This window comes from Bradyrhizobium sp. ORS 86 (assembly GCF_045571475.1).
In the GTDB taxonomy this organism is placed as follows: Bacteria; Pseudomonadota; Alphaproteobacteria; order Rhizobiales; family Xanthobacteraceae; genus Bradyrhizobium.
In genome coordinates this window covers 1,647,154-1,672,268 of the sequence record NZ_CP120699.1, presented here as the reverse complement: position 1 = coordinate 1,672,268, position 25,115 = coordinate 1,647,154, and the positions used below count along the sequence as shown (strand labels likewise).

At 64.7% G+C, this 25,115-nt stretch carries 20 protein-coding genes; 1 reads left to right on the top strand and 19 read right to left on the bottom strand.

The genetic code is table 11. The features are described from left to right. The first annotated feature begins 99 nt into the window (after positions 1–99). A complete protein-coding gene (locus P6U25_RS07685) occupies positions 100–924 on the top strand; it encodes a tetratricopeptide repeat protein (RefSeq protein ID WP_407150900.1) in 825 nt (274 codons plus the stop codon). A gap of 76 nt (positions 925–1,000) precedes the next feature. Here P6U25_RS07685 and P6U25_RS07680 read toward each other — a convergent pair whose 3' ends face one another. The 19 genes from P6U25_RS07680 to P6U25_RS07590 form a co-directional block, all read right to left on the bottom strand. Continuing rightward, positions 1,001–1,711 (bottom strand): hypothetical protein, encoded by a 711-nt coding sequence (locus P6U25_RS07680; protein ID WP_407150899.1) that lies wholly within the window; start codon positions 1,709–1,711, stop codon positions 1,001–1,003. Positions 1,712–1,857: 146 nt separating this feature from the next. After that, positions 1,858–3,600: an ABC transporter substrate-binding protein gene (locus P6U25_RS07675; RefSeq protein WP_407152456.1), complete on the bottom strand. Its 1,743-nt coding sequence runs from the start codon at positions 3,598–3,600 to the stop codon at positions 1,858–1,860. A 116-nt stretch (positions 3,601–3,716) separates the two neighbouring features. Beyond that, entirely contained in the window at positions 3,717–4,043 is a 327-nt protein-coding gene (locus P6U25_RS07670; protein WP_407150898.1) for a DUF2160 domain-containing protein, read from the bottom strand. A gap of 194 nt (positions 4,044–4,237) precedes the next feature. Continuing rightward, positions 4,238–5,044 carry a carbohydrate ABC transporter permease gene (locus P6U25_RS07665; protein ID WP_407150897.1) on the bottom strand — a complete coding sequence of 269 codons (807 nt, stop codon included), beginning with the start codon at positions 5,042–5,044 and terminating at the stop codon, positions 4,238–4,240. Next, positions 5,044–5,946 carry a carbohydrate ABC transporter permease gene (locus P6U25_RS07660; RefSeq protein ID WP_407150896.1) on the bottom strand — a complete coding sequence of 301 codons (903 nt, stop codon included), beginning with the start codon at positions 5,944–5,946 and terminating at the stop codon, positions 5,044–5,046. Before P6U25_RS07660 ends, P6U25_RS07665 begins: the two co-directional genes overlap by 1 nt. Beyond that, positions 5,946–7,031 (bottom strand): ABC transporter ATP-binding protein, encoded by a 1,086-nt coding sequence (locus tag P6U25_RS07655; RefSeq protein ID WP_407150895.1) that lies wholly within the window; start codon positions 7,029–7,031, stop codon positions 5,946–5,948. The genes P6U25_RS07660 and P6U25_RS07655 overlap by 1 nt, the downstream gene beginning before the upstream one ends. A 12-nt stretch (positions 7,032–7,043) precedes the next feature. Beyond that, complete coding sequence (locus P6U25_RS07650; RefSeq protein ID WP_407150894.1) at positions 7,044–8,183, bottom strand: ABC transporter ATP-binding protein; 1,140 nt, start codon at positions 8,181–8,183, stop codon at positions 7,044–7,046. Beyond that, positions 8,180–9,724, bottom strand: a complete 1,545-nt coding sequence (gene glpD, locus P6U25_RS07645) for a glycerol-3-phosphate dehydrogenase (protein ID WP_407150893.1) — start codon at positions 9,722–9,724, stop codon at positions 8,180–8,182. Before glpD ends, P6U25_RS07650 begins: the two co-directional genes overlap by 4 nt. Before the next feature lie 175 nt (positions 9,725–9,899). Continuing rightward, the gene (locus tag P6U25_RS07640) at positions 9,900–10,730 is read right to left on the bottom strand and encodes a DeoR/GlpR family DNA-binding transcription regulator (protein WP_407150892.1); all 831 of its coding nucleotides are present in this window, start codon (positions 10,728–10,730) and stop codon (positions 9,900–9,902) included. 126 nt (positions 10,731–10,856) lie between these two features. Further along, entirely contained in the window at positions 10,857–11,531 is a 675-nt protein-coding gene (locus P6U25_RS07635) for an HAD family hydrolase (RefSeq protein WP_407150891.1), read from the bottom strand. A gap of 80 nt (positions 11,532–11,611) precedes the next feature. Next, on the bottom strand, positions 11,612–11,806 hold the full coding sequence (locus P6U25_RS07630; RefSeq protein WP_407150890.1) for a hypothetical protein: 195 nt from the start codon (positions 11,804–11,806) through the stop codon (positions 11,612–11,614). A gap of 176 nt (positions 11,807–11,982) precedes the next feature. Next, a complete protein-coding gene (locus P6U25_RS07625) occupies positions 11,983–12,414 on the bottom strand; it encodes an acyl-CoA thioesterase (protein ID WP_407150889.1) in 432 nt (143 codons plus the stop codon). Further along, positions 12,411–14,507: a 3-hydroxyacyl-CoA dehydrogenase NAD-binding domain-containing protein gene (locus P6U25_RS07620; protein ID WP_407150888.1), complete on the bottom strand. Its 2,097-nt coding sequence runs from the start codon at positions 14,505–14,507 to the stop codon at positions 12,411–12,413. The genes P6U25_RS07625 and P6U25_RS07620 overlap by 4 nt, the downstream gene beginning before the upstream one ends. Positions 14,508–14,509: 2 nt before the next feature. Then, a complete protein-coding gene (locus P6U25_RS07615) occupies positions 14,510–15,793 on the bottom strand; it encodes an acetyl-CoA C-acetyltransferase (protein ID WP_407150887.1) in 1,284 nt (427 codons plus the stop codon). Next, complete coding sequence (locus P6U25_RS07610) at positions 15,793–18,060, bottom strand: acyl-CoA dehydrogenase (protein WP_407150886.1); 2,268 nt, start codon at positions 18,058–18,060, stop codon at positions 15,793–15,795. The genes P6U25_RS07615 and P6U25_RS07610 overlap by 1 nt, the downstream gene beginning before the upstream one ends. A 572-nt stretch (positions 18,061–18,632) precedes the next feature. Next, the gene (locus P6U25_RS07605; RefSeq protein ID WP_407150885.1) at positions 18,633–19,889 is read right to left on the bottom strand and encodes an SMP-30/gluconolactonase/LRE family protein; all 1,257 of its coding nucleotides are present in this window, start codon (positions 19,887–19,889) and stop codon (positions 18,633–18,635) included. A gap of 655 nt (positions 19,890–20,544) precedes the next feature. After that, the gene (locus tag P6U25_RS07600; protein WP_407150884.1) at positions 20,545–21,168 is read right to left on the bottom strand and encodes a flavin reductase family protein; all 624 of its coding nucleotides are present in this window, start codon (positions 21,166–21,168) and stop codon (positions 20,545–20,547) included. A gap of 166 nt (positions 21,169–21,334) precedes the next feature. Beyond that, positions 21,335–21,943 (bottom strand): TetR family transcriptional regulator, encoded by a 609-nt coding sequence (locus tag P6U25_RS07595; protein WP_407152455.1) that lies wholly within the window; start codon positions 21,941–21,943, stop codon positions 21,335–21,337. Positions 21,944–21,964: 21 nt separating this feature from the next. After that, positions 21,965–25,105, bottom strand: a complete 3,141-nt coding sequence (locus P6U25_RS07590) for an efflux RND transporter permease subunit (protein WP_407150883.1) — start codon at positions 25,103–25,105, stop codon at positions 21,965–21,967. Positions 25,106–25,115: the final 10 nt, after the last annotated feature.

Below are 25,115 nucleotides of genomic sequence, written 5' to 3'. Positions count from 1 at the left end.
CGGCTGCTTGTCGTCGACACAATCCAGCGTGCTGAAGCCGCGCCCATCGATGTCGCGCGTCGAATTGCTGTGCCGAGCCCGCTTTGCTCTAATGCAGGGATGACGGAAACTGCTGAGGATATCGTTCGCCGCGCGACCGCGGCCTTCAATGCTGGCCGGCACGACGAGGCGATTTCACTCTGCGAACGTGGCCTCGCGCGCGAGCCCGGCGAGCCGATGCTGAATCATCTCTCGGCCGCGGTGCGCTTTGCCAAAGGCGAGATCGCGCCGGCGCGCAGGCATATCGAGGCGAGCCTCGCGCGGCGCCCCGACAACGCGGCTGCGCGCCTGCTGGCGGCTCGCCTCGCGCGCGCCGACGGCGAATTCGACGCGGCGCTGACGCATCTCGACCGCGCGATCACGCTCAAGCAGCGCGATGCCTTCGTCGAAAAAGCGCGCACGCTCGAACTGGCCGGCCGGAAGGCACAGGCGCGCGAAGCCTGGGAGGCGATCCTCAAGGTTATCCCGCAGCATCAGGAAGCGACCGCGCGGCTCGGCCGGTTGGCCTGGGAGGACGGCGACCTTGCGCGGGCCGTAGACCTGCTCGAGCGCGCCACTGCGAGCGCAGCGCCGGCGTCCGTATGGTTCGATCTCGGCGTGGCACGGCAGGACCTGCGCGATCACGACGGCGCCGCGCGCGCCTACCGCAAGGCGCTCGAGCTCAAGCCCGATTATGCCGAGGCCGCGCTCAATCTCGGCATCGCGCTGCAAGACGGCGGCAATCCCGACGCCGCACTGCGCGCTTTCGCACGCGCCTACGGCCTGCGCCCGCACCTGTTCGGGTCGATCGCGATGGCCCTGACCTCGGCGTCACACGGCCGCCTGTGGCTCGACGAGAGCGCGCTGCGCAGCGCGCTGGAGCATGGTGAAGCTGGGTCGAGCTGAAAGAGCGTCGGAAGTCACCTCTCCCTTGGGAGAGGTGAACCGCCGCGAGTCGTTCAATCAAAACTGATCGCGCGCACTACGTCGTTAGACGCCCACGCTTGGCGCGGAAATGCTTGCGATAGACGTTGGGCGCCGCCAGCACCTCGCTCACCACCTTCGAATAGGCCTGCTGTTGTGCTGCGTCGAACGCTTCGAACACCAGTTCGGGCGCCTCGCGCGGTACCGCAAAGCATTGCGCGACCGGCGTCCCCTTCGGCAGCACGCCGGCAAAATCCGGCTGCGTCCAGACTGCCGGGAAATTGATGCCGCCGTCGTGAAACCGGTCGGCATCGACCAGCCCGGAGATCAGGCGGAACGGCAAGTCGTCGCGATTGACGGGATGGGTCGCAAACAGCGACCAGCCCGGCGCGACCTCGATGGTCCAGAAGCTGTTGAACTTGAGCGCGGCCTGCCCATTGGCCAACGGCGCGCCGGCGAACTGCGCCACGGGATGGAAGCTGAGCGGCGCGCGTGGATGGCCCTCGGTCGCGGGCTCCGGAATGTCCCAGTCCCAGGCAAACGCGCCGCGCTCGACCCTCACGTCGCAAGGCAGCGGAATCATCACCCCGTAGGCCATCGCATCGACGAAGGGCGGACATTGCTTGACGGTGCGGATCTCGCGGCCGTGGATATCGGAATGCGCTTTCGCCGGCATCGCGCGCAACCAGTCGGGCAACGCGCTACGCGCCGCAAACGGCCGCACCAGATGATCGACGAGCCTCGGATCGCAACGGAACGTCATGCGCATGGCGGACTCCCTGGCCGAACTGCGGCCGTGAATTCAGGTCCTAAGCATCGATACGGCAATCCTGCACGCAAAGCAAAAAGGCCGGGATCGCTCCCGGCCTTGTCGCGTTGTGGCCGGAAGGCCCGGCCACGTGACGGTGTTGCGGCTTAGTTCGCCGAGGCACGCTTCGGCGGCGAAGCCGGCCACGACTTGATCAGGGTGTCGTAGTCGACGGTCTCGCCCTTCGGCTTCTCGTTGGCGAGCTTGCGCTGCGGCGCGATGTTGCCGTCCTTCGCGGACTTGTCGTACCAGTACTCAGCCGTCTTCTTCGGGTTGAGCTTCGGACCGCAGGCGCCCTGCACGCCCGACTTCTCCAGACGCTCCATCACCGAGTCCTGGGCTGCCGCGAGCGCATCCATCGCCTGCTGCGGCGTCTTCGCACCGGACGACGCATCGCCGATGTTCTGCCACCAGAGCTGGGCCAGCTTCGGATAGTCGGGCACGTTGTTGCCGGTCGGGGTCCACTGCACGCGCGCGGGCGAGCGGTAGAACTCGATCAGGCCGCCGAGCTTCGGCGCACGCTCGGTGAACGACTTGTCCCAGATGTCGGATTCGCGAATGAAGGTGAGACCGACATGGCTCTTCTTCAAGCTGACCGTCTTGGAGACGATGAACTGGAGATAGAGCCAAGCCGCCTTGCGGCGATCGACCGGGGTCGACTTCAGAAGCGTGGCGGAGCCGACGTCCTGGTAGCCGAGCTTCATGCCGTCCTTCCAGTATGCGCCGTGCGGCGACGGGGCCATACGCCACTTCGGCGTACCGTCCGCGTTCATCACCGCCAGGCCCGGCTTCACCATGTCGGCGGTGAAGGCGGTGTACCAGAAGATCTGCTGCGCGATGTTGCCCTGCGAGGGCACCGGGCCCGACTCGGAGAAGGTCATGCCTTGCGCCTGCGGCGGAGCATACTTCTTCATCCAGTCGAGATACTTGACGATCGAATAGACCGCAGCCGGGCCGTTGACGTCACCGCCGCGCTCGACCGACGAGCCGACCGGACGGCAGCCTTCCATGCGGATGCCCCATTCGTCGACCGGCAGGCCGTTCGGGAGGCCCTTGTCGCCGTTGCCGGCCATCGACAGCCAGGCGTCGGTGAAACGCCAGCCAAGCGAGGGATCCTTCTTGCCATAGTCCATATGGCCGTAGACCTTGACGCCGTTGATCTCCTTGACGTCGTTGGTGAAGAAGTCGGCGATATCTTCATAGGCCGACCAGTTCACGGGCACGCCGAGATCGTAGCCATACTTGGCCTTGAACTTGGCCTTGTATTCCGGATTGGTGAACCAGTCGTAGCGGAACCAATAGAGGTTCGCGAATTGCTGGTCGGGCAGTTGATAGAGGTGACCGTTCGGCGCCGTCGTGAACGACTTGCCGATAAAGTCGTCGACGTCGAGCAACGGGTCGGTGACGTCCTTGCCTTCGCCCTTCATCCAGTCCGTGAGGTCGACCGCCTGACCGTAGCGGAAGTGGGTGCCGATGAAGTCGGAGTCGTTGATCCAGCCGTCATAGACGTTCTTGCCGGACTGCATCTGGGTCTGGATTTTCTCGACGACGTCACCTTCCTGGATGATGTCGTGCTTGACCTTGATGCCGGTGATCTCCTCGAATGCTTTTGCAAGCTTCTCGGATTCATATTGGTGCACGGTCAGGGTTTCGGAGACGACGTGGATCTCCATGCCCTTGAAGGGTTGGGCGGCCTTGATGAACCACTCCATCTCCTTCATCTGGTCTTCCTTCGAGAGGGTCGACGGCTGGAATTCGCTGTCGATCCACTTCTTCGCGGCAGCTTCGTCCGCGCGAGCGGGCGCGGCGATAGTCACCGATGCCGCGATCAGCGCGACCGCGCTGGTCATCGTCAGAAGACTATCCTTGGTCCTTCTCACGTGTCGCATGTTGATTCCTCCGGTTGCAGCGACAAACTAAGTACCCCAGGCCCGGGTAGACCCCGGATCTGCTCTTCTCGCCTGCTTCAGACGGTGCGAAAGATCGCCACGGCTGAAACAAGCGAAATCAGTGTAGCGAGCCACAGGCTCGTAATATCAACGCCCTCCCCGATCGGCAGCGTCGCGATCGGGTCGGTGCCGACGACGCCGATCCACACCAGATGGATCACCGCAGCGAGCACCAGTGAAATGAACAGGCGATCGCCACGCGTCGTTGGAATGCGCAGCGCCCCGACGCGCTCGGCCTCGGGATAGGCAATAGCGAGCCAGGTCATCACCCCCAGCGTGCAGGCAAGCAGCACGAAGAAGATCGCGGTCGGCCAGGTCCAGGCCATCCATGCGATGCTGTCCATGCCTCACCTCCCTCCACACGACGCGTTGCGCTCCCTCTCCCATGGGGAGAGGGCTGGGGCGAGGGGGTACGGTCTCTCGGACGAACAAGACCCCTCACCCGGATTTGCCGCTCCGCGCCAAATCCGACCTCTCCCCTTGGGAGAGGTAAGACCGACATCGATGCTGCATCCCGATGTTCTTCTCACGATGATCCTCACACCCGGCCGAGCGCGAAGCCGCGCGCGATGTAGTTGCGGACGAACCAGATCACGAGCGCGCCCGGGATGATGGTGAGCACGCCGGCCGCCGCGAGCAGGCCCCAGTCCATGCCGGCGGCCGACACCGTGCGCGTCATCACGGCAGAAATCGGCTTGGCATCGACCGAGGTCAGCGTGCGCGCGAGCAGAAGCTCGACCCAGGAGAACATGAAGCAGAAGAACGCGGCAACGCCGATGCCGCTCGCGATTAGCGGCACCAGGATCTTGACGAAGAAGCGCGGGAACGAATAGCCGTCGAGGAACGCGGTCTCGTCGATCTCGCGCGGCACGCCGGAGACGAAGCCCTCGAGGATCCACACCGCCAGCGGGACGTTGAAGATGCAGTGCGCGAGCGCCACCGCCCACGGCGTATCGAACAGGCCAATCGCCGAATAGAGGTTGAAGAACGGCAGCGCGTAGACCGCCGCCGGCGCCATGCGGTTCGACAGCAGCCAGAAGAACAGATGCTTGTCGCCGAGGAAGCGGTAGCGCGAGAACGCATACGCCGCCGGCAGAGCCACTGCGATCGAGATGATCGTGTTGATGATGACGTATTTCAGCGAGTTGATGTAGCCGGAATACCAGCTCTCATCGGTGAAGATGCGCTTGTAGTGCTGCAAGGTCGGCGCATGCGGCCACAGCGTCATCGTCGAGACGATCTCGCTGTTGGTCTTGAAGCTCATGTTGACGAGCCAGTAGATCGGCAACAGCAGGAAGACCAGGAACAACGCCATGATCAGGCGACGGCCGGGGATCGAGTGCATCACGCCACTCCTTCCTTGGCCGGGCGCTCGGTGCCGGCGTTGGTCATCACGGTGTAGAACACCCAGCACACGATCAGGATGATCAGGTTATAGACCAGCGACAGCGCGGCGGCCTTGCCGAGATCGAACTGGCCGAGCGCGATCTTGACGAGTTCGATCGAGATGAAGGTCGTGGAGTTGCCCGGCCCGCCGCCGGTGACGACGAACGGCTCGGTGTAGATCATGAAGCTGTCCATGAAGCGCAGCAGCACGGCGATCAGCAGCACGCGGTGCATCTTCGGGAGCTGGATCGCCTTGAACACCGCCCAGCGCGAGGCGCCGTCGATCTGCGCCGCCTGATAGTAGGCGTCGGGGATCGACTTGAGGCCGGCGTAGCAGAGCAGCGCAACAAGGCTGGTCCAGTGCCAGACGTCCATCACGATCACCGTGACCCAGGCGTCGACGTCGTTGGAGACGTAGTTGTAGTTGATGCCAAGGCTGTTCAGCACATAGCCGAGCAGGCCGATATCGGGACGGCCGAAGATCTGCCAGATGGTGCCGACCACGTTCCACGGAATGAGGAGCGGCAGCGCCAGGATGACAAGGCAGGCCGCGACGCTCCAGCCCTCGCGCGGCATCGACAGCGCGACTACGATGCCGAGCGGCACCTCGATCGCGAGAATGACGGCTGAGAAGAACAGGTTGCGCCCGAGCGAAGCCAGAAAGCGGCCGCCGAGATCGGTCGAGGGATCGAGCAGCTCCTTGAACCAGCCGACGCCGTTCCAGAAGAACTGGTTGTTGCCGAACGTGTCCTGCATCGAATAGTTCACGACGGTCATCAGCGGAATGATCGCGGAGAACGCCACCACCAGGAACACCGGCAGCACCAGGAACCAGGCTTTCTGATTGACGGTCTTGTCCATCAGGCGACCCCCTCGACCAAATGGCTGTCGGCATAGACGTGGATGTGCGCCGGATCGAAGATCAGGCCGGCGGTGTTGCCGGACACCGAGAATCCGGGCGGCACGCGCGCGGCGAACTTGGTGTCGCCGACGCGGACGCGCGCGAACCTGATACGGCCGAGGTCGTCGATCCGCTCGATCGTCGCCGACAGCAGGCCCGAGGCGGGCGCGCCAATATCGACGAATTCAGGCCGCACGCCGATCTCGATCTTTTTGCCGGCCGGCAGGACACCGTAGTTGCGATGCAGGCCGATGACATGGCCGTCGATCCGCGCCTCGTGCCCGCTCACCTCCGCCGGCACAATGTTCATGCCGGGCGAGCCGATGAAGTAGCCGACGAAGGTATGCGCCGGCTTGTCGAACAGCTCGGCGGGCGTACCGCTCTGCACCACACGGCCGTCATGCATTACGACGACGGTGTCGGCGAAGGTCAGCGCCTCGGTCTGGTCGTGGGTGACGTAGATCATCGTGAGATCGAGCTCGCGATGCAGCGCCTTCAGCTTCGAGCGCAACTGCCATTTCAGCTCGGGATCGATCACCGTCAGTGGTTCGTCGAACAGCACGGCAGCAACGTCGGAGCGCACCAGGCCGCGGCCGAGCGAGATCTTCTGCTTGGCATCCGCGGTCAGCCGCGTCGCCTTGCGCTTGAGATACGGCGAGAGGTCGAGCAGGTCGGCGATCTGCTTGACGCGCGCATCGACCTCGGCCTTCGCCACTCCGCGGTTCTTCAACGGGAACGCCAGGTTCTGACCGACCGTCATGGTGTCGTAGATCACCGGGAACTGGAACACCTGCGCGATGTTGCGCTTCTGCGTTGACAGCGGCGTGATGTCCTGGCCGTCGAACAAGATCTGCCCGCGCGACGGCGTCACGATGCCGGAGATCAGGTTGAGCAGCGTGGTCTTGCCGCAGCCGGAGGGCCCCAGCAGCGCATAGGCGCCGCCCTGCCGCCAGGTCATGGTCACCGGCTTCAGCGCAAAGGAGTCCTGCGGCGCATCGTTGCCGGCGTAGGAGTGGGCGAGATCGACGAGGTCAATGCGGGCCATGGGGCATCTCCCTCACTTGCTCTTGTTTGTTGAGGCGTTTGCTTCACGCGAAGCGCCAGGCACGTCGCTTGAAAACGCTGTCGCTGGCGACGCGACGAGGCGGTCGGCCGCGTCGAACACAAAGATATTGTCGGGGTCGAGCGCGGCGTCGATCACCTGCCCGGGTTCATATTCGTGCACGCCATGCAGCACCGCGACCCAGTTCGAACCGTGGACGTGCAGATGCACGAAGCTCTCTGAGCCGGTGATCTCGGTCACCGTGACAGCGGCGGAGAATTTGTGGCGCCCGGCCGCGGCGCTGCCGACCTCGAGCTGGTGCGCCCGGAACCCGGTCCGGTAGCGGCCGTCGGGCAGACCGGCATAAAGGCCGGCCGCCGGAGCCTGCTCGCCGCCAGCATAGATCACCTGGGAGCCCTTCTTCTCGATCGGGATGATGTTGAGCGGCGGATCGGAAAACACCTGGGCGACGCGCAGCGTATCCGGATGGCGATAGACCTTCGGCGTCTCGCCGACCTGCAACGCCTGGCCTTGCCACATGCACACGGTGTTGCCGCCGAGCAGCAGTGCTTCCGACGGCTCGGTCGTCGCATAGACGAAGATCGCGCCCGAGGCCTCGAAGATGCGCGGCAATTCGGCGCGCAGCTCTTCACGCAGCTTGTAGTCGAGATTGGCGAGCGGCTCGTCGAGCAGCACGAGGTCGGCACCCTTGACCAGCGCCCGCGCAATCGCGGTGCGCTGCTGCTGGCCGCCGGAGAGCTGCAACGGCGTCCGCTTCAGATAGGGTTCGAGCCGCAATAGCCGCGCGGCCTCGCTGACGCGCTTCTCGATCTCGGCGCGCGGCTTGCCCTGCACCCGAAGTGGCGAGGCGATGTTCTCGTACACCGTCAGCGAGGGGTAGTTGATGAACTGCTGGTAGACCATCGCGACCGAGCGCTGGCGCACGTCGGCGCCGGTCACGTCCTTGCCGTCGACCAGCACGCGGCCGGTCGCCGGCTTGTCGAGGCCGGCGAGCAGCCGCATGATCGAGGTCTTGCCCGACAGCGTCGGCCCAAGCAGCACGCTGAGCGTGCCGCGCTCCAGCGTCAGCGAGACGTCGCGGATAGTCGGAATGCCGTCCACGGTCCGTGTGACGTTCTGCAGAGTGACGCTCATGGCCGTCCTCCCGCTTCGCGGAGGGGACGTTCACCTGAGACGGGGTTGGCGGCCATCCACTCGTCGAGCGCGGCGATTTCACTCGCCGTCATCCGCAAGCCCAGCTTGGATCGCCGCCAGACGACGTCTTCCGCAGTCTGAGCCCACTCGTTGGCCATCAGGTACCTGACTTCGCTTTCCGTCAAGGTGGCGCCGAACGAACGACCGAGGTCGCCTGCGGATTTCGCATTGCCCAGCAGCTTGGCCGCGCGGGTGCCATAGGCATGCGCGAGGCGCTTCGCGTGCGGCTGGGCCAGGAAGGGATAGTTGCGGGTCAGTTCTGCAATCAGAGCCGCGACCGCGGAGACATCCATGTTGCCGCCGGGCAGCGGCTCCTTGCCGGTCCAGCCCTCGCGCGCCTTGGTGCCGCGCAGATAGGGCGCCAACCGCTCCAGCGCCTCCTCGGACAAGCGGCGATAGGTGGTGATCTTGCCGCCGTAGATCGACAGCAGCGGCGCGCCGCCGGGCGTGTCGAGCTCGAACACATAGTCGCGGGTCGCGGCCTTGGCCTCGCTCGCGCCGTCGTCATAGAGCGGACGCACGCCGGAATAATCCCAGACGACGTCTTCGGGCTTGACCGGCTTGGCGAGATATTCGCTGGCGGAGACGCAGAGATACTCGATCTCTTCCCGCGTCGCCTTAACCTTGGCCGGATCGCCGTCATAGTCGCGATCGGTGGTGCCGATCAGCGTGAAGTCGTCCTGATACGGAATGAGGAAGATGATGCGGCCGTCCGCATTCTGGAAGATGTAGGCGCGATCGTGGTCGTAGAGCTTCTTCACCACGATGTGCGAGCCCTGCACCAGCCGCACCTTGGCGCGCGCATTGACGCCGGCGCCCGATGCCAGCACCTGCTCGACCCAGGGACCGCCGGCATTGACCACGACGCGGGCCTTGATCGTCTCGCGCCCGCCGCTCGCGCGGTCCTCGACCGTGACGTGCCAGATGCCGTCAACCTGCCTGATCTCGACCGCGCGGGTCCGGGTGCGGATGTCGGCGCCGCGATCGGCGGCATCGCGGGCGGTCAACGCAACGAGCCGCGCGTCATCGACGAAGCAGTCGGAATATTCGAAGCCCTTGCTGTAGCGGCCGGCGATCAGCGGCTTGCCGACCGCGCTGGTCGTAAGATCGACCGAGCGCGTTGCCGGCAGCAGATGCCGGCCACCGATGTGATCGTAGAGGAAGAGGCCGAGCCGCAAGAGCCAGGCCGGGCGCAGGCCGGCATGGTGCGGCAAAACGAAACGCAAGGGGCGGATGATGTGGGGCGCGATCTGCCAGAGGATCTCGCGCTCGATCAGCGCCTCGCGCACCAAACGAAACTCGTAATATTCGAGGTAGCGCAGACCGCCGTGGATCAGCTTGGTCGACCAGGACGACGTCCCGCTCGCCAAGTCGTTCATTTCACAAAGGAAAACAGAGTTGCCCCGGCCCGCCGCATCGCGCGCGATGCCGCAGCCATTAACGCCGCCTCCGATGATGGCGAGGTCGTAAATTCGATCCAACGAACGCTTCCCCCAGAAACCGTCTTCGCTTTGACGATTTTACTTTCGGATTGGATTAGATCACAACCGAAAACGAAAGCAAACCGAAAATGGGGAACCCGAGGGAAATTCTTTGGGGGCGACTGGATATCGCTCCGTATCGACAGCAATGACGGGAATGGAGGACTACGAGGCGCTACACGCTACGCAGTGTGACCGGCGCGGTCTCGGAGCCGTTGTCGTCGAGATCGACGGCCGGCTTGTCCATCGCCACGACCACCTCGATGCCGCGCGAATGGCAGATATTGGCGAGGCCGGCGGGCAGCGGCGAATCGGTGACGAAGGTCTGGATCTGGCTGATATGGGCGATGCGCACCGGCGCGCTGCGGCGGAGCTTGGTCGAGTCGGACACCAGCATGACGTTGCGCGCATTGGCGATGATCGCCTGCGCGACCTGCACCTCGCGATAATCGAAGTCGAGCAGCGCGCCCTCCTCGTCGATCGCGGATGCGCCGATGATGGCGTAATCGACCTTAAACTGGCCGATCAGTTGCGTTGCCGTCGAGCCGACCACGGCACCGTCGGCACGGCGCACCGTGCCGCCCGCCACCACCACCTCGATGCGCGGATGGCGATAGAGCAGCATCGCGACGTTGAGGTTGTTGGTGATCACCAGCAGATCCTCGTGCGAGGTCAAGGCGCTCGCAACCTCCTCGGTCGTGGTGCCGATATTGATGAACAGCGAGCAGCCATTCGGGATCCGCGCGGCCGCGGCGGCGCCGATCGCCTTCTTCTCCTCCGCCGCGACGAAGCGGCGCGCCTCGTAGGCGAGGTTTTCCACGCCGGAGGCGATGATCGCGCCGCCGTGGATGCGGGTGAGCGAGCGCTGGTCGCAGAGATCGTTGAGGTCCTTGCGGATGGTCTGCGCCGATACCTCGAATCGCTTGGCGAGGTCCTCCACCATCACCCGGCCGAAGGCGCGCGCGATGTTGAGGATTTCAGTCTGGCGATGCGAGAGTCCGGCCACGGCGGCATCCTTGAAATGACGAGTAAGCTATGGTGCGACCGTTCGGCACCGAGGTCAACGAGCAAGCGTCGCCAAAAGCCCAACCTCGGAGCAGGGTCCCGCTGGCGCATTCGAGGCGAGACTGCCTCACCACGCCATCGCCGAGGCGACCAGTCTGATCAGTTCGGGATCGTCGAACGCACGGGCGCTGGCGACTGCGCCGGCTGCGATCAGATCGGCGTGGCCGAGGCCGGTCCGCATCCCGATCGTCGCGATCCCGGCGGCGGTGGCGGACTGAATGCCGGAGCGCGAATCCTCGAATGCGAGCGCAGCTTGCGCCGACGCGCCGGCGAGCCGCAACCCTTCCAGATAGGGCAACGGATGCGGCTTGCCGTGTGCCAGTTCGTCGCCGATCACCACGCCCCTGAAGCGATGCGCGATGCCAAGTCCCGACAGCAGCAGTTCGGCATTCGGGCGCGGCGCGTTGGTGACCGCGACCATCGGAACGCCGGCGCGATCCGCCTGGTCGAGCAGCGCCATCAATCCCGGCACCGGTTGAATCTGGCCGCTGACCAACTCGCGGAAGATCCGCTCCTTCTCGTCTAGAATAACGGCGCGGCGTTCCGGCGCCTCGTGCGCCAGGAAACGCTCGCCGATCGACGCGTTGGAAAAGCCCTGCAGCTCCTTGCCGAAGCGCGCATGATCGAACTCATGTCCGTGAGGGCCGAGCACTTCGTTGAAGGCGGCAAGATGAAGCGGATCGGTATCGGCGAGCGTGCCGTCAATGTCGAACAGCAGCGCCTTGCCTTGTTCCTGCAACATCCGAGCAACGGTTCCGTGGGCCCGGATGTATCAATACAGGCTCTGGCGGCGCGCGCAACCGACATGGCGCCGGCGGGCTCTCACGAGGCCATCTGCAGATCCTGACCGGTGAGGAGGCGGCGCGCCGCACGCTCGGCCTCGCGTGCGTTGCGGAAGATCCGGCCCTCGAGGGCCTCGAAGCGGGGCGATGCTGCAAAGAACTGATAACCGCGCGTATCGCGCACCACAATACCCGCGGTCTGTGAACTTACTTCGATAACGTAGCTGTCGGACATTGTCGGCCTCGGTTGGACTCCGGGCCGACAACGGCATCACTGCCCGTTTGTTCCTCAGACATTTTCGCAGGCGGCGATGCGCCGCGATATGGGTCCCGGCCCTGAATTGATCAGAACCGGGCTTGGTTTTGACACGTTTTCTCGAAGCGTTCCGGTGTCTGATTCGCGACGATGCCTCACCTCTTGATCATCGCGCCGTCGCGCGGAATCGGCTGGGGATGGCCCTGATCGTCGATCGAGACGTAGGTGAAGTTGCCGTCGGTCACCAGGATCGATTGCTGATCGCGGCGGCGCAGCACCCAGGCTTCCAGGTGCACCGTGATCGAGGTGCGGCCGACCCGCACCAGATTGGCGTGGACCGAGACGAGATCGCCGACATAGACCGGCTTGCGGAAATTCATCGCCTCGATCGCGACCGTCACGGTGCGGGAGTTCGCCACCTTGGAGGCGAACACGCCGCCGCCGAGATCCATCTGGCTGAGCAGCCAGCCGCCGAAGATGTCGCCATTGGCGTTGGTGTCGGCCGGCATCGCCAGCGTGCGAATGCAGAGATCGCCTTGCGGCTCGTTTCCACTAATCGGCGACGCGTGGACATGGGTGTCGGTCACTTGAAGCTCTCCCAGCCGGAGTCGGGCGTGAAGCGATCGCCGAATTTCTCCGCGAGCGCGCGCAATGCTGACACCACATGGTCGACGCCGCGGGCGCGCGCATAATTGAGCGGGCCGCCGCGGAACGGCGCGTAGCCGGTGCCGAAGATCATCGCACCATCGACCATGTCGGCATCATCGACGATGCCTTCGCGCAAGGCTGCGACGCAGACGTTCGAGATCGGCAGCACCAGGCGGTCGATCATCTCGTCGGTCACTCGTGGGCCGGTCTCCGGCAGCGGGGTCTTCTCCGCTTTGCCTTCCTTCCAGGTGTAGAAGCCCTTGCCGGTCTTGCGCCCAAGCTCGCCCTTGGCGACCTTCTCGCGCAGCCAGGCCGGCGTCGGCGGCAGATGGTCGCCGAACTTCGAGCGCAGCATGTCGCCGACGTCGAGGCAGATGTCGAGGCCGACCTGGTCGGCGAGCTCGATCGGTCCCATCGGCATGCCGAACTCCACCGCGGCCGCATCGATCAGGCGCTGGTCGGTCTTCTCGTCGAGCATCACCATCGCTTCGAGCATGTAGGGCGTCAACGCGCGGTTGACGAGGAAGCCGGGCGAGCTCTTCACCGGCAGCGGCAGGCGATCGATCGCACCGACGAAGGCTAGCGCCTCCTTCAATAGCGTCGCATCGGTGCCGTCATGGCTGACGACCTCGACGAGCTGCAGTCGCGACACCGGATTGAAGAAATGCAGGCCGAGCAGCCGCTCCGGCCTTGCCAGCGTGGTGCGCAGATCCTGCAGCGGGATGCTGGAGGTGTTGGTGGCGAGGATCGCGCCCTGCTTCATCCTCGGCTCGAGTGAGGCATAGACCTTCTGCTTCAGCTCGAGCTTTTCCGGCACCGCCTCGATGATCAGGTCGGCGTTGCGGACGCCCTCGCCCGCCATGTCGGGGATCAGGCGGTCGAGCGCGTCGCGCTGGTCGATCTTCTTGCGCATGATCTTGCCGAACAGGTCAGCGGCGCGCTTCATCGCGCCCGCGATCGGCTCGGCCTTCATGTCCGCCAGCGTCGTCAGCATGTCCTGATTGGCGCACCATGCGGCGATGTCGCCGCCCATCGCGCCGGCGCCGATCACGTGGACGTGCTGCACCTTGTTGCCGCCGCCCGCCGCCTTCTTCATCTGCTCGCGCAGGAAGAACACGCGGATCAGATTCTGCGCGGTCGGCGTCACCATCAGATTGGCGAACGAGGTCTTCTCCGCGTTCAGCATCGCTGCGCGGTTGCCGGCGTGCTTCTCCCAGAGATCGATCAACGCATAGGGCGCGGGATAGTGCGCACGTGGCGCAGCCTTCCCGGCTTCGCGGCGCATGCGGGTCGCAAGAAAGCCGCGCGCGGGCGCGAGACTGAGAAGCGAATTGAGCACCCCCGGCCTGGCGCGCTTGAGGCGGCCGAACACCGCGTCCTTCACGGCGTTGCGGACATGGCGCTCCTGCGTGACGGCATCGACCAGGCCGAGCGCTTTGGCGCGGCGCGCGTCGATCGTCTTGCCGGTCAGCATCAGCGTCATCGCCTCAATCGGATTGATCAGCTCGGTGAAGCGCACGGTGCCGCCGAGGCCGGGATGCAGGCCGAGCAGCACCTCGGGAAAGCCGAAGCGCGCATCGTCGATTGCGATCCGCATCTGGCAGGCCAACGCGACCTCGAGCCCGCCGCCGAGGCAGAAGCCGTGGATCACCGCAACGGATGGCACCCGTAGCGCTTCCAAGCGATCGATCACCGCATGCGCCCGGCCGATCTCGGCTTCGACCGCGCTCGAATCGGTGACGCCGCGAAATTCGTTGACATCGGCGCCGGCGATGAAGCCGCTCCGCTTCGCCGAACGGATCACGAGGCCGGCCGGCCGCTGGGTCTCGAATGCCGACACGATCGCGTTGAGCTCGTCGATCATATCGGCGGAGATCGTGTTGGCGCTGACGCCGGCACGGTCGAACAAGAGCCACGCGATGCCGTCCTCGTCGCGCGTCAGCTTGAAATTTCGGTAAGGGCTGTCGGCCGCAGGCACCGGCCCGAGTTCGAGCACGCGATCGGCGAGGACGCCCATGATCTCCGAATCCATGATCACACCGTCTCTATCAACATCGCGCCGCCCTGCCCGCCGCCGATGCATTCGGTGGCGACGCCACGCCGGGTGCCGAGCCGCTTCATCGCATTGACGAGATGCAGCACGATGCGGTTGCCGCTGGTGCCGACGGGATGGCCGAGGCTGATCGCGCCGCCATCGACATTGAGCCTGGCACGGTCGATCTCGCCGGCCGCGCCGTCGAGGCCCAGGATCTCGCGGCAGAACCTGTCGTCGTTCCAGGCAGCGAGGCAGCCGAGCACCTGCGTGGCAAAGGCCTCGTTCAATTCCCAGGTCTCGACATCCTGCAAGGTTAGCCCGTTGCGCTTCAGAAGCGCGCTCGCCGACAGCACCGGACCCAGCCCCATGATCGAGGGATCGAGCGCCGACCATTGGCTGTCGAGGATGACGGCCTTCGGCGTCAGTCCATGCTTCGCAACGGCCGCCTCGGATGCAAGGATCACCCAGGAGGCGCCGTCGGTGATCTGCGAGGAATTGCCGGCGGTGACCTGGCCCCAGGGACGCTCGAACACCGGCTTCAGCTTTGCCAGCGTCTCCGGCGTCGAATCCGGGCGGACACCGTCGTCGTGATCGTAGAACTTGCCGTCGCGGGAGAATGCGGTCTCGACCTCGCCTTTGAGAAAGCCCTGCTTCTGTGCGTTCGCGAGCCGCTGATGGCTTTCGGCGGCATAGGCGTCGGATTGCGCGCGGGTGATGCCGAAGAGATGGCCGACCTTCTCGGCGGTCTGCCCCATATTGAGCTCGGTGATCGGATCGGTAAGTCCGCGCTCGAGCCCGATGATCGGCTTGAAATAGCCCGGCCTCACCTTCAGCGCGGCGGCGATCTTGGCAGCCATGCCCTTGGCGCTGGCAAGGCCTGCGAACCAGCGCACGCCGGCATTCGACCAGACCAGCGGCGCGTGGCTCAAGGCCTCGGCGCCGCCGGCGAGGATCAGATCGGAGATGCCCTCGCGGATATAACGGTAGCCGGTGTCGATCGACTGCATGCCGGAGCCGCAATTGATCTGCACCGTGAAGGCGACCATCTTCTCGCCCATGCCGAGCCGAAGCGCGGCGACCCGCGCCGGGTTCATCTCGTCCGCGATCACGTTGACGCAACCGAGGATCACCTGATCGAAGGCGGTGGGCGCAAAGGGCTGGCGCGCCAGCAATGGCCGTCCGCACTGCACCGCGAGATCGACCGGGGTGAACGGGCCAGGACCGGAGCGCGCCTTCAGGAACGGCGTCCGGCTGCCGTCGACGATAAAGACTGGTCGCGCCATCAGCTCGCCGCCCTCTGCTCTCCCAGTTCCTGGAAGAACTGATGCACATTGGCGGATTTCTTGTAAATCGGTGACAGCGCCTCCGGCGCGAAATCATCGACCTCGATGACTTTGGCGATGGCCTCGTGGGCGGCGGCGAGCTTCTCGCCCTCGCTCTGGGTGATGACACCCTTGGCGACCGCATCCTTCCAATCATGCAGGCGCGCGGCGCGGAGCTGCTTGGCCGCATCCTCGGCATCGGCCACAAGACGGAAGGCTTTCTCCAGCCGCGCGACGCCGCGATCGTCCTCGACCAAGGCGAGATCCGGCGTCAGGCGGTCGCGCGCCGCCGACGGCGACAGCACGAGCTGCGCGCATTGATGCACGACGCGGTCCGACGGGCCCGTGACGCGCGCGCCAAAGGGCTGGATCAGGACTTTCAGCACCCAGCCGACGACACGGTTCGGCAGGTTGGCGAAGATTTCCGCAAAGCGGTTCTCGATGGTCTTGAAGCCGGTCGCCATGCACCATTCGAGCGCGGCAAGATCCTCCTTCTGCTGGCCCTCGTCCTGCCAGCGCTTCAGCGCGGCGGAGAGCAAATACAGCTCGGACAGGATGTCGCCGAAGCGGGCGGAGAGCATCTCCTTGCGCTTCAGCGCGCCGCCGAGCGTGAGCAGCGCCATGTCGGCGCACAGCGCAAACGCCGACGAATAACGCGAGAGCTGGCGATAGAATTCGGTGGCCTCGCCGGCATCTGGCGCCGGCGCGAACAAGCCGCCGGTCCAGCTCCGGCCCCAGGCGCGGAACAGGGTCGCGAAGCTGTGGCCGACATGCTTCCAGAACGCGGCATCGAAAGCGGTCAGGCCCTTGTCGCGATCGGGCTCGCCGAGCGCGTTCATCTCCTGCAGGAGATAGGGATGCGCGCGGATCGCGCCCTGCCCGAACACGATCAGGTTGCGGGTCAGGATATTGGCGCCCTCGACCGTGATGCCGACCGGCACTGAGCGGTGGAGCTGGCCGAGGTAGTTCTGCGGCCCGTCGATCACCGCCTTGCCGCCATGGATGTCCATCGCATCATCGATTGCGATCCGCATCCGCTCGGTGGCGTGCAGCTTCATGATGCCGGAGATGACGGCCGGATGATGCCCCTGGTTCAGCGCGGCGCAGGTCAGCCGCCGTGCGGCGTCGAGCAGATAGGCTGTCGCCGCGATGCGGGCGAGCGGTTCCTCGATGCCCTCGAACTTCGAGATCGAGATGCCGAACTGCTCGCGGATCCGGGCATAGGCGCCGCTGGTGCGCGCGGCATAGGCAGCGCCGGCGGCCGACAGCGACGGCAGCGAGATGCCGCGTCCGGCGGCAAGCGCCGTCATCAGCATCTTCCAGCCCTGGCCGAGCCGCGCCTCACCGCCGATGATGTAATCGAGCGGGATGAAGACATCGCGGCCCCAGTTCGGGCCGTTCTGGAACACCTGCATCGCCGGCAGATGGCGGTGGCCGATCGAAACACCCGGCAGATGCGTCGGGATCAGCGCAACGGTGATGCCGAGTTCTTCTTGCTGACCGACCAGGTGATCAGGATCATAGGCCTTGAAAGCGAGCCCGAGCAGCGTCGCCACCGGACCGAGCGTGATGTAGCGCTTGTGCCAGTTCAGCTTCAGCCCAAGCACCTCGCGGCCCTCGAAGTTGCCCTTGCAGATGATGCCGGTGTCGATCATCGAGGCAGCGTCCGAGCCGGCTTCGGGGCTGGTCAGGCCGAAGCAGGGAATGTCGTGACCGGAGGCCAGGCGGGGCAGCCATTTCTCTTGCTGCTCCCTGGTACCGAAGCGCATCAGGAGTTCGCCGGGCCCGAGCGAGTTCGGCACCATCACGGTGACGGCGGCGGTCAGCGAGCGCGAGGAGACTTTGCGCACCACCTCGGAATGCGCGTAAGGCGAGAAGCCGAGGCCGCCGAATTCCTTCGGGATGATCATGCCGAAGAATTTGTTGCGCTTGATGAAGTCCCAGACCTCGGGCGGCAGATCGCGCCATTCCCAATTGATCTTCCATTCGTCGAGCATCGCGCAGAGTTCGTCGACCGGACCGTTCAGGAAGGCCTTCTCCTCCTCGGTCAGCTTCGCCGGCGCGAAGGCCAGCAGCTTCGACCAGTCAGGATTGCCCGTGAACAGATCGGCGTCCCACCAGACGTCGCCGGCTTCCAGCGCCTCGCGCTCGGTGGCCGACATGGTCGGCAGCACGCCACGCGCCCAGGAGAAGATCGGCTTGGTGATGAAGTCGCGGCGGAAGCTCATGGTGGGGTCCTCATGGATCGGCGGCGCGGATGTGCTGATCCTAGCGGAAAGTGCCGGTCACGGGTGAATACTTCCCCCTTCAAATAAAGCGAAATTGACGCGGCGAGAGCGCCGATTGTTAACGGCAAGCCGCCCCTTCAGTTCCGAAAGCTAAGCTGCGACAATCAGGTAGCCGGGGATGGCGCCGGCGGATCGCGTCGGCGCCTGTCGTTCGCCCCTGAGGCAAGGATATTTCTACCGCCTCTCGACAGCTCCAAGACCTCATCCTGAGGAGCTTGCGCAGCAAGCGTCTCGAAGGATGAGGCCACCAGCCGGGCCCCATGGTTCGAGACGGCGCGATGCGCCTCCTCACCATGAGGATTACCTTTAGCACTACAGTTGTCATTCCCCGCAAATGCGGGGAATCCAGTACGCCGAGGCCCCTCGGACGGAGCCTTGACGCCTCTGGAATACTGGATCGTCCGCTTGCCGCCTTCGCTAAAGCTCCGGCGGGCCCAAAGCCTTTACCCCGGCGAAGCCTTGGCGAAGACGGGTCGCGGACGATGACACCGAGATGAGATGCAACTGTAGTGTTAGGCCGGCCCTGCTCCCTGCGTGGCGGTATAGACCGCATAGAGCGACTGGCTCGCGGCCATGAACAGGCGGTTGCGCTTGGGGCCGCCGAAGGTGATGTTGCCGCAGACCTCCGGCAGGCGGATGCGGCCGAGCAGCTTGCCCTCCGGTGACCAGCACGTCGCGCCGTTGTAGCCGGCGGCGCGGCCGGCGTTGCTCGAGCACCAGACATTGCCGTTGACGTCGCAGCGGATGCCATCCGGTCCGCATTTCACCCCATCGATCATGAAATCGCTGAAGCGCTTGCCGTTGGAGGGCTTGTTGTCGGGGCCGACATCGAACACAAACACGTCGCCCTTGCCACCCGGGCCAGTGTCGCCCGGACCCTTGCCGGTCGAGACGACATAGAGCTTCTTGTAGTCCGGCGAGAAGCAGATGCCGTTCGGATCGGGCACCTGGTCCTCGCTCACCACGAGGTCGATGCGGCCGGACGGATCGATGCGATAGCAGTTGGTCGGCAACTCGCGCTTGAACGGCTCGAAGCCCGGCGGCTGGCCGATCCGCGGATTGAGCTTGCCGGCCGGATTGACCGGGCCGCCCGCGGCGTCGGGCTCGCCCTCATAGAGTTGGCTGCCATAGGGCGGATCGGTGAACCAGTAGCTGCCGTCGGGATGCGCCACGATGTCGTTCGGCGAGTTCAGCTTCTTGCCGTTGTAGGAATCCGCGAGCACGGTCGCGGTGCCGTCGTTCTCATAACGCACCACGCGGCGGGTGAGGTGCTCGCAGGAGAGCTGGCGACCCTGGAAGTCGAACGAATTGCCGTTGCTGTAGTTGGACGGCATGCGGAAGACGCTGACATGGCCGTCATCCTCCGACCAGCGCATCTGCCGATTGTTGGGAATGTCGCTCCAGATGAGGTAGCGGCCCTGCGAACTCCAGGCCGGGCCTTCGGCCCACAGCACCCCGGTATAGAGTCGCTTGATCGAGGTGTTCGGCTGCGCAAGGTTGTTGAAGGATGGATCGACGGCGATGACGTCCGGGTCCCAGAAATAGGTGGTCGGCGCACCCCGCGGGCTGAAGTCCCGCGGCGGGGTCGTGATGGTTGTCGGCGGGCTGACGGGCGTAGGCGCTGCCGCATTCTGGGCCCGCGCACTGCCGAGCCCTGTGGCGGTGGCGGCGGCAGAAACTGCCAAACCCTGGACCAGTGTTCGTCTTGAAACCGCGGCTGCTGGATTGCGCCGCTGTTCTTTTGGCTCGCGCCACTGCTGGCGTGTCATCGCATCCTCCCACTGTGTTGGCCGGCCGTTGATCCGGCCTGGCGGGTGTGAGGTTAGACTGCTCCCGGCAAGGTTGCGAGTGACGGTTTTTCATGTCCGCGCGCGGAAAGCTCACTTTGTTGTGGTTCCCGCCTCCGTCATCGCGGCCTGAGAAGGCAAAGCGCTATCCTCGCGATAGGCCTCTTCGTCGCTTGATGCACACGTCGCGCCACATTCACAACTGTCGTCCCTGCGAACGCAGGGACCCATACGCCGCGGCGGGTGTTGTGAATGGGGCTCGTCGTTCCGGCATCATGCGACAATGATCATTCGTGGTTATGGGTCCCTGCGTTCGCAGGGACGACACTGAGTGTGTTGCGCGCTTCGTGAGTCAAACGTCCGTTGCCCTCTTCGTCGGTTGACGCGCACGTCGCGCCGCATTCACAACTGTCGTCCCTGCGAACGCAGGGACCCATACGCCGCGGCGGGTGTTGTGAATGGGGTCCGTCGTTCCAGCATCATGCGACAATGAACATTCGTGGTTATGGGTCCCTGCGTTCGCAGGGACGACACTGAGTGTGTCGCGCGCTTTGTGAGTCAAACGTCCATTGCGAGGAGCCAGCGGGCCGCGCGAATGGGCGCCCGTGGGCCCGCAATGACCGCTACGTGGACAGGCTCAATCCGGGCGGACCATCTCGAACATGTTCTCGGGCTTGATCTCGAAATAATCCCCGCGCCGGCCCGCACGAACAATCGGATGCGCGAGGCCGGTCTGGTAGACGCCGTCCCTGATGAAGGCCTTGTCGATATGGACAGCGACGACCTCGCCGAGCGTCAGCCAGGCGTCGGCCTTCTTGCCGTCGGCGCCCTGGAGCTGGATGATCTGGCTCACCTTGCATTCGAAGGACACCGGGCTTTCGGCGACCCGCGGGACGTTGACGAGCTTGCCCGGCACGGGGGTCAATCCTGCAAGCCCGAATTCGTCGACGTCACGCGCGACATGCGCCGCGGTCGCGTTCATATGCTTGGCGAGATCCATCGTCGCCAGATTCCAGACGAACTCGCCGGTGTCCTGGATGTTGGCGACGCTGTCCTTCCAGTTGGTGGAGGAAAAGCCGATGATCGGCGGCACGTAGCAGAAGGCGTTGAAGAAGCTGTAGGGCGCGAGATTGACGTTGCCCTTGGCGTCGCGCGAGGAGATCCAGCCGATCGGGCGCGGCGCGACGATGGCATTGAATGGGTCGTGCTTGAGGCCATGGCCGTTCTTCGGCTCGTAGAAATGCAGGTCTTTCGCGGTCACGGTGGACGTCTCTCATTCGGTAGCCCGGATGGAGCGCAGCGCAATCCGGGACGGCCCCGCAAGCGGATCGAACAACCCGGATTACGCTGCGCTCCATCCGGGCTACAACGTCGCTTTGCCTGCAATGACGGGAGAGTCAACTGACGAAAACGTCAGTGCTGACAGCTCAATTCGCGCGGACGCGCGGGGAAAGGCCGGCGATGACGAAGTCGATCATCTGGTCGATGGTCGGCCCCGGCTTGGTCGCGCATTGGGCGATCATCTGCGGATGGAAGAAGCGCATCATCGCGGTGCAGGCACATAGCGAGGCGACCTGCAGGTCCTTGACCTCGAATTCGCCGGAGGCCGCGCCTTGCGCGATCACCTCGCCGATGATGCGGGCAATCAGCTCCATGTGGGCGACGCAAACTCCCCAGTCCTCCTGCATCGCGATTTCGACCATCTCGTGCAGCTTGGAATCGCCGACATAGCGTTCGGTGTTCATGCGATTGATGGTCGTCATCATCTCGCGCAAACGCGCCGCGGCCGGCCCCTCCGATCGCGCGATGCGCTGCGCCTCGACCTCGACCTCGCCCATCAGGCCGCGCGCCACGCCCTCGTGGATCGACTTCTTCGAGTCGAAGAAGCGGTACACGTTGGCGGGGCTCATGCGCAGCTCTTTGGCGATGTCGGCCACCGTGGTCTTCTGGTAGCCGATCTGCCGGAACAAACGCTCCGCCACCACGAGAATCCGCTCGCGGGTGTCCGTTTCGTTGTGTTCCGAGATCAGCGTCATGTTGGTCATCTCAATGTTCAATTATTCAGCCGCCTCAGCAAGCGGAAATGCGCGTTGCGCATCGCCGGCATGCTGCGTCGCAGTATCGGTTTGCTCGCTGGGGCCGCACTCATCCAGAGTCTTGCGGAACCAGAGGGCGTAAAGGCCCGGCAGATACAGCAAGGTCAGGAAAGTCGCAACAAACAAACCGCCCATGATCGTGATCGCCATCGGGCCCCAGAACGCCGAGCGGGACAGCGGGATCATGGCCAGGATGGCCGCAAGCGCGGTGAGCACCACCGGCCGGGCGCGCCGGACCGTGGCCTCCACGATCGCCTCTCGCCGGGTCAGGCCGGAGGTCACATCGCTCTCGATCTGATCGACCAGGATGACCGCATTGCGCATGATCATGCCGGCCAACGCGATCAGCCCGAGCAGCGCCACGAAGCCGAACGGTTGGTTGGCGACGTTCAAGCCCAGCGAGGCGCCGACGATGCCGAGCGGCGCAGTCAGGAACACCAGGAATAGCCGCGAGAAGCTCTGTAGTTGGATCATCAGCAGCGTCAGCATCACCATCACCATCACGGGGAAGAGGATGAAGATCGACGCATTGCCCTTGGCGGATTCCTCGAACGCGCCGCCCGGCTCGATCCGGTAGGCCGGCTCGAGATGAGCCTGGATGTCCTTCAGCTTCGGCGCGATCTGGTTGGTCACGTCGGGTGCCTGCACGCCGTCGACGACATCGGAGCGCACGGTGATCGCCATGTCGCGGTTGCGCCGCCACAGGATCGGCTCCTCATGGGCATATTCGATCTTGGCGATCTGCTGCAACGGCACAGCGACGCCATTGCGCGAGGTGATGGTGAGATCGCCGACGTGGCCGAGGTCGAGCCGCTCCGAGGGCACGGCACGGGCGACCACGCCGACCTTCTCGATGCCGTCACGGATCGTGGTGACCGGCGCGCCCGAGATCAGCATCGACAGCGCCTGCGAGACGTCCTGCGGGGTGAGGCCGAGCGCGCGGGCGCGGTCCTGGTCGACGACCAGCTTCAGGTAAGGTGACTGCTCGTTCCAGTCGAGCTGGACGTCCTTGACGTTCGGGTTCTGGCGCATCACGTCGCGCACTTGGTAGGCGATGTCGCGCACCTTGGCGGCATCCGGCCCGATCACGCGGAACTGGACCGGGAAACCGACCGGCGGGCCGAAATTGAAGCGGTCGACCCGCACCCGCGCCTCGTTCAGCGCACCGTCGGCCACCGCCTGCTCGATCTTCGCCTTGATGCGCTCGCGCGCCTCGACGTTCTTGGACAGGATGACGATCTCGGCGAACGCCTCGTTCGGCAGTTGCGGGTTGAGGCCGAGCCAGAAGCGCGGCGAGCCCTGGCCGACATAGGCGGTATAGGTCTGAATGTCCTGATCGTCCTTCAGGAGCTTTTCAGCCTCCTTGACCGCCTTCTCGGTGACGTTGAAGGCGGTGCCCTCGGGCAGGCGGAGTTGCAGGAACAACTCGGGCCGCTCCGACAGCGGGAAGAACTGCTGCTGGACGTGGCCGAACGCGACGATCGAGGCCGCGAAGATGCCGACGGTCGCGGCCACCACCTTGATGCGGTGATCGACGCACCACTGCACCACGCGGCGCAGGCTGCGATAGATCCGCGTCTCGTAGATCGCGTGCGGATCATGGTTCTGGTGGACCTTGATGTTCGGCAACAGCTTGACGCCGATATAGGGCGTGAAGATCACCGCGACGAACCAGGAGGCGACCAGCGAGATCGCCACGATCCAGAAGATGCCACCAGCATATTCGCCGACCGCCGAATTGGCAAAACCGATCGGCAGGAAGCCGGCGGCCGTGACCAGCGTGCCGGTCAGCATCGGGAATGCGGTCGATTCCCAGGCAAAGGATGCGGCTTTCATGCGATCCCAGCCCTGCTCCATCTTCACCACCATCATCTCGACCGCGATGATGGCGTCGTCGACCAGGAGGCCGAGCGCGATGATCAGCGCGCCGAGCGTGATGCGATGCAGGTCGAGCGACATCGCGTTCATCACGATGAAGACGATGCCGAGCACCAGCGGCACCGACAGCGCCACCACGATGCCGGTGCGCCAGCCGAGCGCGACAAAGGAGACGAACAGCACGATCGCGAGCGCCTCGACGAAGGAGTGTACGAACTCGCCGATGGCATGCTCGACCACCTTGGGCTGGTCGGCGATCTGCTCGACATTGATGCCCTGCGGCACCGCCTTCATGAACTCGGCGGTCGCCTTCCCGACCTCCTCGCCGAGCTCGAGGATGTTGGCGCCCTTGGCGGTGACAATGCCGATGCCGAGCGCGGGCTTGCCTTCCTGCCGCACGGTGAAGCTGGGCGGATCGACATAGCCGTGGGTGACGGTTGCGATGTCGCCGAGCCGGAACACGCGGCCGTTGCTCTCGACCGGAGTTTCGGCAACCGCCTTGACGCCGTCGAGCGCACCGGTGACGCGAAGCGGCACACGTTGCGATGAGGTCTCGACGGTACCGGCAGGCGTCACGTTGTTCTGCTTGGCGAGCGAATCGAACAGCGCCTGCGGCGTGATGCCCAGCGTGGCGAGCTTGGCATGGGAGAACTCGACATAGATGCGCTCATCCTGGATGCCGTAGAGGTCGACCTTGGTCACACCGGGCACCTTCAGCAGGCGCTGACGGAAGCCTTCGGCGACCTTCTTCAATTGCGCATAATCAGCACCGTCGCCGGTCATCATATAGAGGATGGAATCGACGTCGGAGAATTCGTCGTTGACGACGGGGCCGAGGATGCCGGAGGGCAATTGGCCCTGCACGTCGACCAGCTTCTTGCGCAAAAGATAGAAGAGATACGGCACATCCTTCGGCGGCGTGGAATCGCGGAAGGTGACCTGCATCGCGGTGAAGCCCGGCTTGGAATAGGTCTGCACCTTCTCGAAGAACGGCAGCTCCTGCAGCTTCTTCTCGATCGGATCGGCGACCTGCATCTGCATTTCCTGCGAGGTCGCGCCTGGCCACATCACCGAGACGTTCACCACCTTCACGGTGAAGAACGGATCTTCGGCGCGGCCGAGCTTCTCGTAGGAGAAATAGCCGGCGGCGGCGAGCACGATCATCAGGAACAGCACCAGCGTCGGATGGCTGACCGCCCAGGCCGAAAGATTGAAGCGCTTCATCGAACTCTCC

What these genes read in the sequence shown, in the direction of transcription:
- P6U25_RS07685 (WP_407150900.1), top strand. Translation starts at nt 100, where the DNA reads ATGACGGAAACTGCTGAGGATATCGTTCGCCGCGCGACCGCGGCCTTC.
- P6U25_RS07680 (WP_407150899.1), bottom strand. Translation starts at nt 1,711, where the DNA reads ATGCGCATGACGTTCCGTTGCGATCCGAGGCTCGTCGATCATCTGGTG.
- P6U25_RS07675 (WP_407152456.1), bottom strand. Translation starts at nt 3,600, where the DNA reads ATGACCAGCGCGGTCGCGCTGATCGCGGCATCGGTGACTATCGCCGCG.
- P6U25_RS07670 (WP_407150898.1), bottom strand. Translation starts at nt 4,043, where the DNA reads ATGGACAGCATCGCATGGATGGCCTGGACCTGGCCGACCGCGATCTTC.
- P6U25_RS07665 (WP_407150897.1), bottom strand. Translation starts at nt 5,044, where the DNA reads ATGCACTCGATCCCCGGCCGTCGCCTGATCATGGCGTTGTTCCTGGTC.
- P6U25_RS07660 (WP_407150896.1), bottom strand. Translation starts at nt 5,946, where the DNA reads ATGGACAAGACCGTCAATCAGAAAGCCTGGTTCCTGGTGCTGCCGGTG.
- P6U25_RS07655 (WP_407150895.1), bottom strand. Translation starts at nt 7,031, where the DNA reads ATGGCCCGCATTGACCTCGTCGATCTCGCCCACTCCTACGCCGGCAAC.
- P6U25_RS07650 (WP_407150894.1), bottom strand. Translation starts at nt 8,183, where the DNA reads ATGAGCGTCACTCTGCAGAACGTCACACGGACCGTGGACGGCATTCCG.
- P6U25_RS07635 (WP_407150891.1), bottom strand. Translation starts at nt 11,531, where the DNA reads ATGTTGCAGGAACAAGGCAAGGCGCTGCTGTTCGACATTGACGGCACG.
- P6U25_RS07630 (WP_407150890.1), bottom strand. Translation starts at nt 11,806, where the DNA reads ATGTCCGACAGCTACGTTATCGAAGTAAGTTCACAGACCGCGGGTATT.
- P6U25_RS07620 (WP_407150888.1), bottom strand. Translation starts at nt 14,507, where the DNA reads ATGGATTCGGAGATCATGGGCGTCCTCGCCGATCGCGTGCTCGAACTC.
- P6U25_RS07615 (WP_407150887.1), bottom strand. Translation starts at nt 15,793, where the DNA reads ATGGCGCGACCAGTCTTTATCGTCGACGGCAGCCGGACGCCGTTCCTG.
- P6U25_RS07610 (WP_407150886.1), bottom strand. Translation starts at nt 18,060, where the DNA reads ATGAGCTTCCGCCGCGACTTCATCACCAAGCCGATCTTCTCCTGGGCG.
- P6U25_RS07605 (WP_407150885.1), bottom strand. Translation starts at nt 19,889, where the DNA reads ATGACACGCCAGCAGTGGCGCGAGCCAAAAGAACAGCGGCGCAATCCA.
- P6U25_RS07595 (WP_407152455.1), bottom strand. Translation starts at nt 21,943, where the DNA reads ATGACGCTGATCTCGGAACACAACGAAACGGACACCCGCGAGCGGATT.
- P6U25_RS07590 (WP_407150883.1), bottom strand. Translation starts at nt 25,105, where the DNA reads ATGAAGCGCTTCAATCTTTCGGCCTGGGCGGTCAGCCATCCGACGCTG.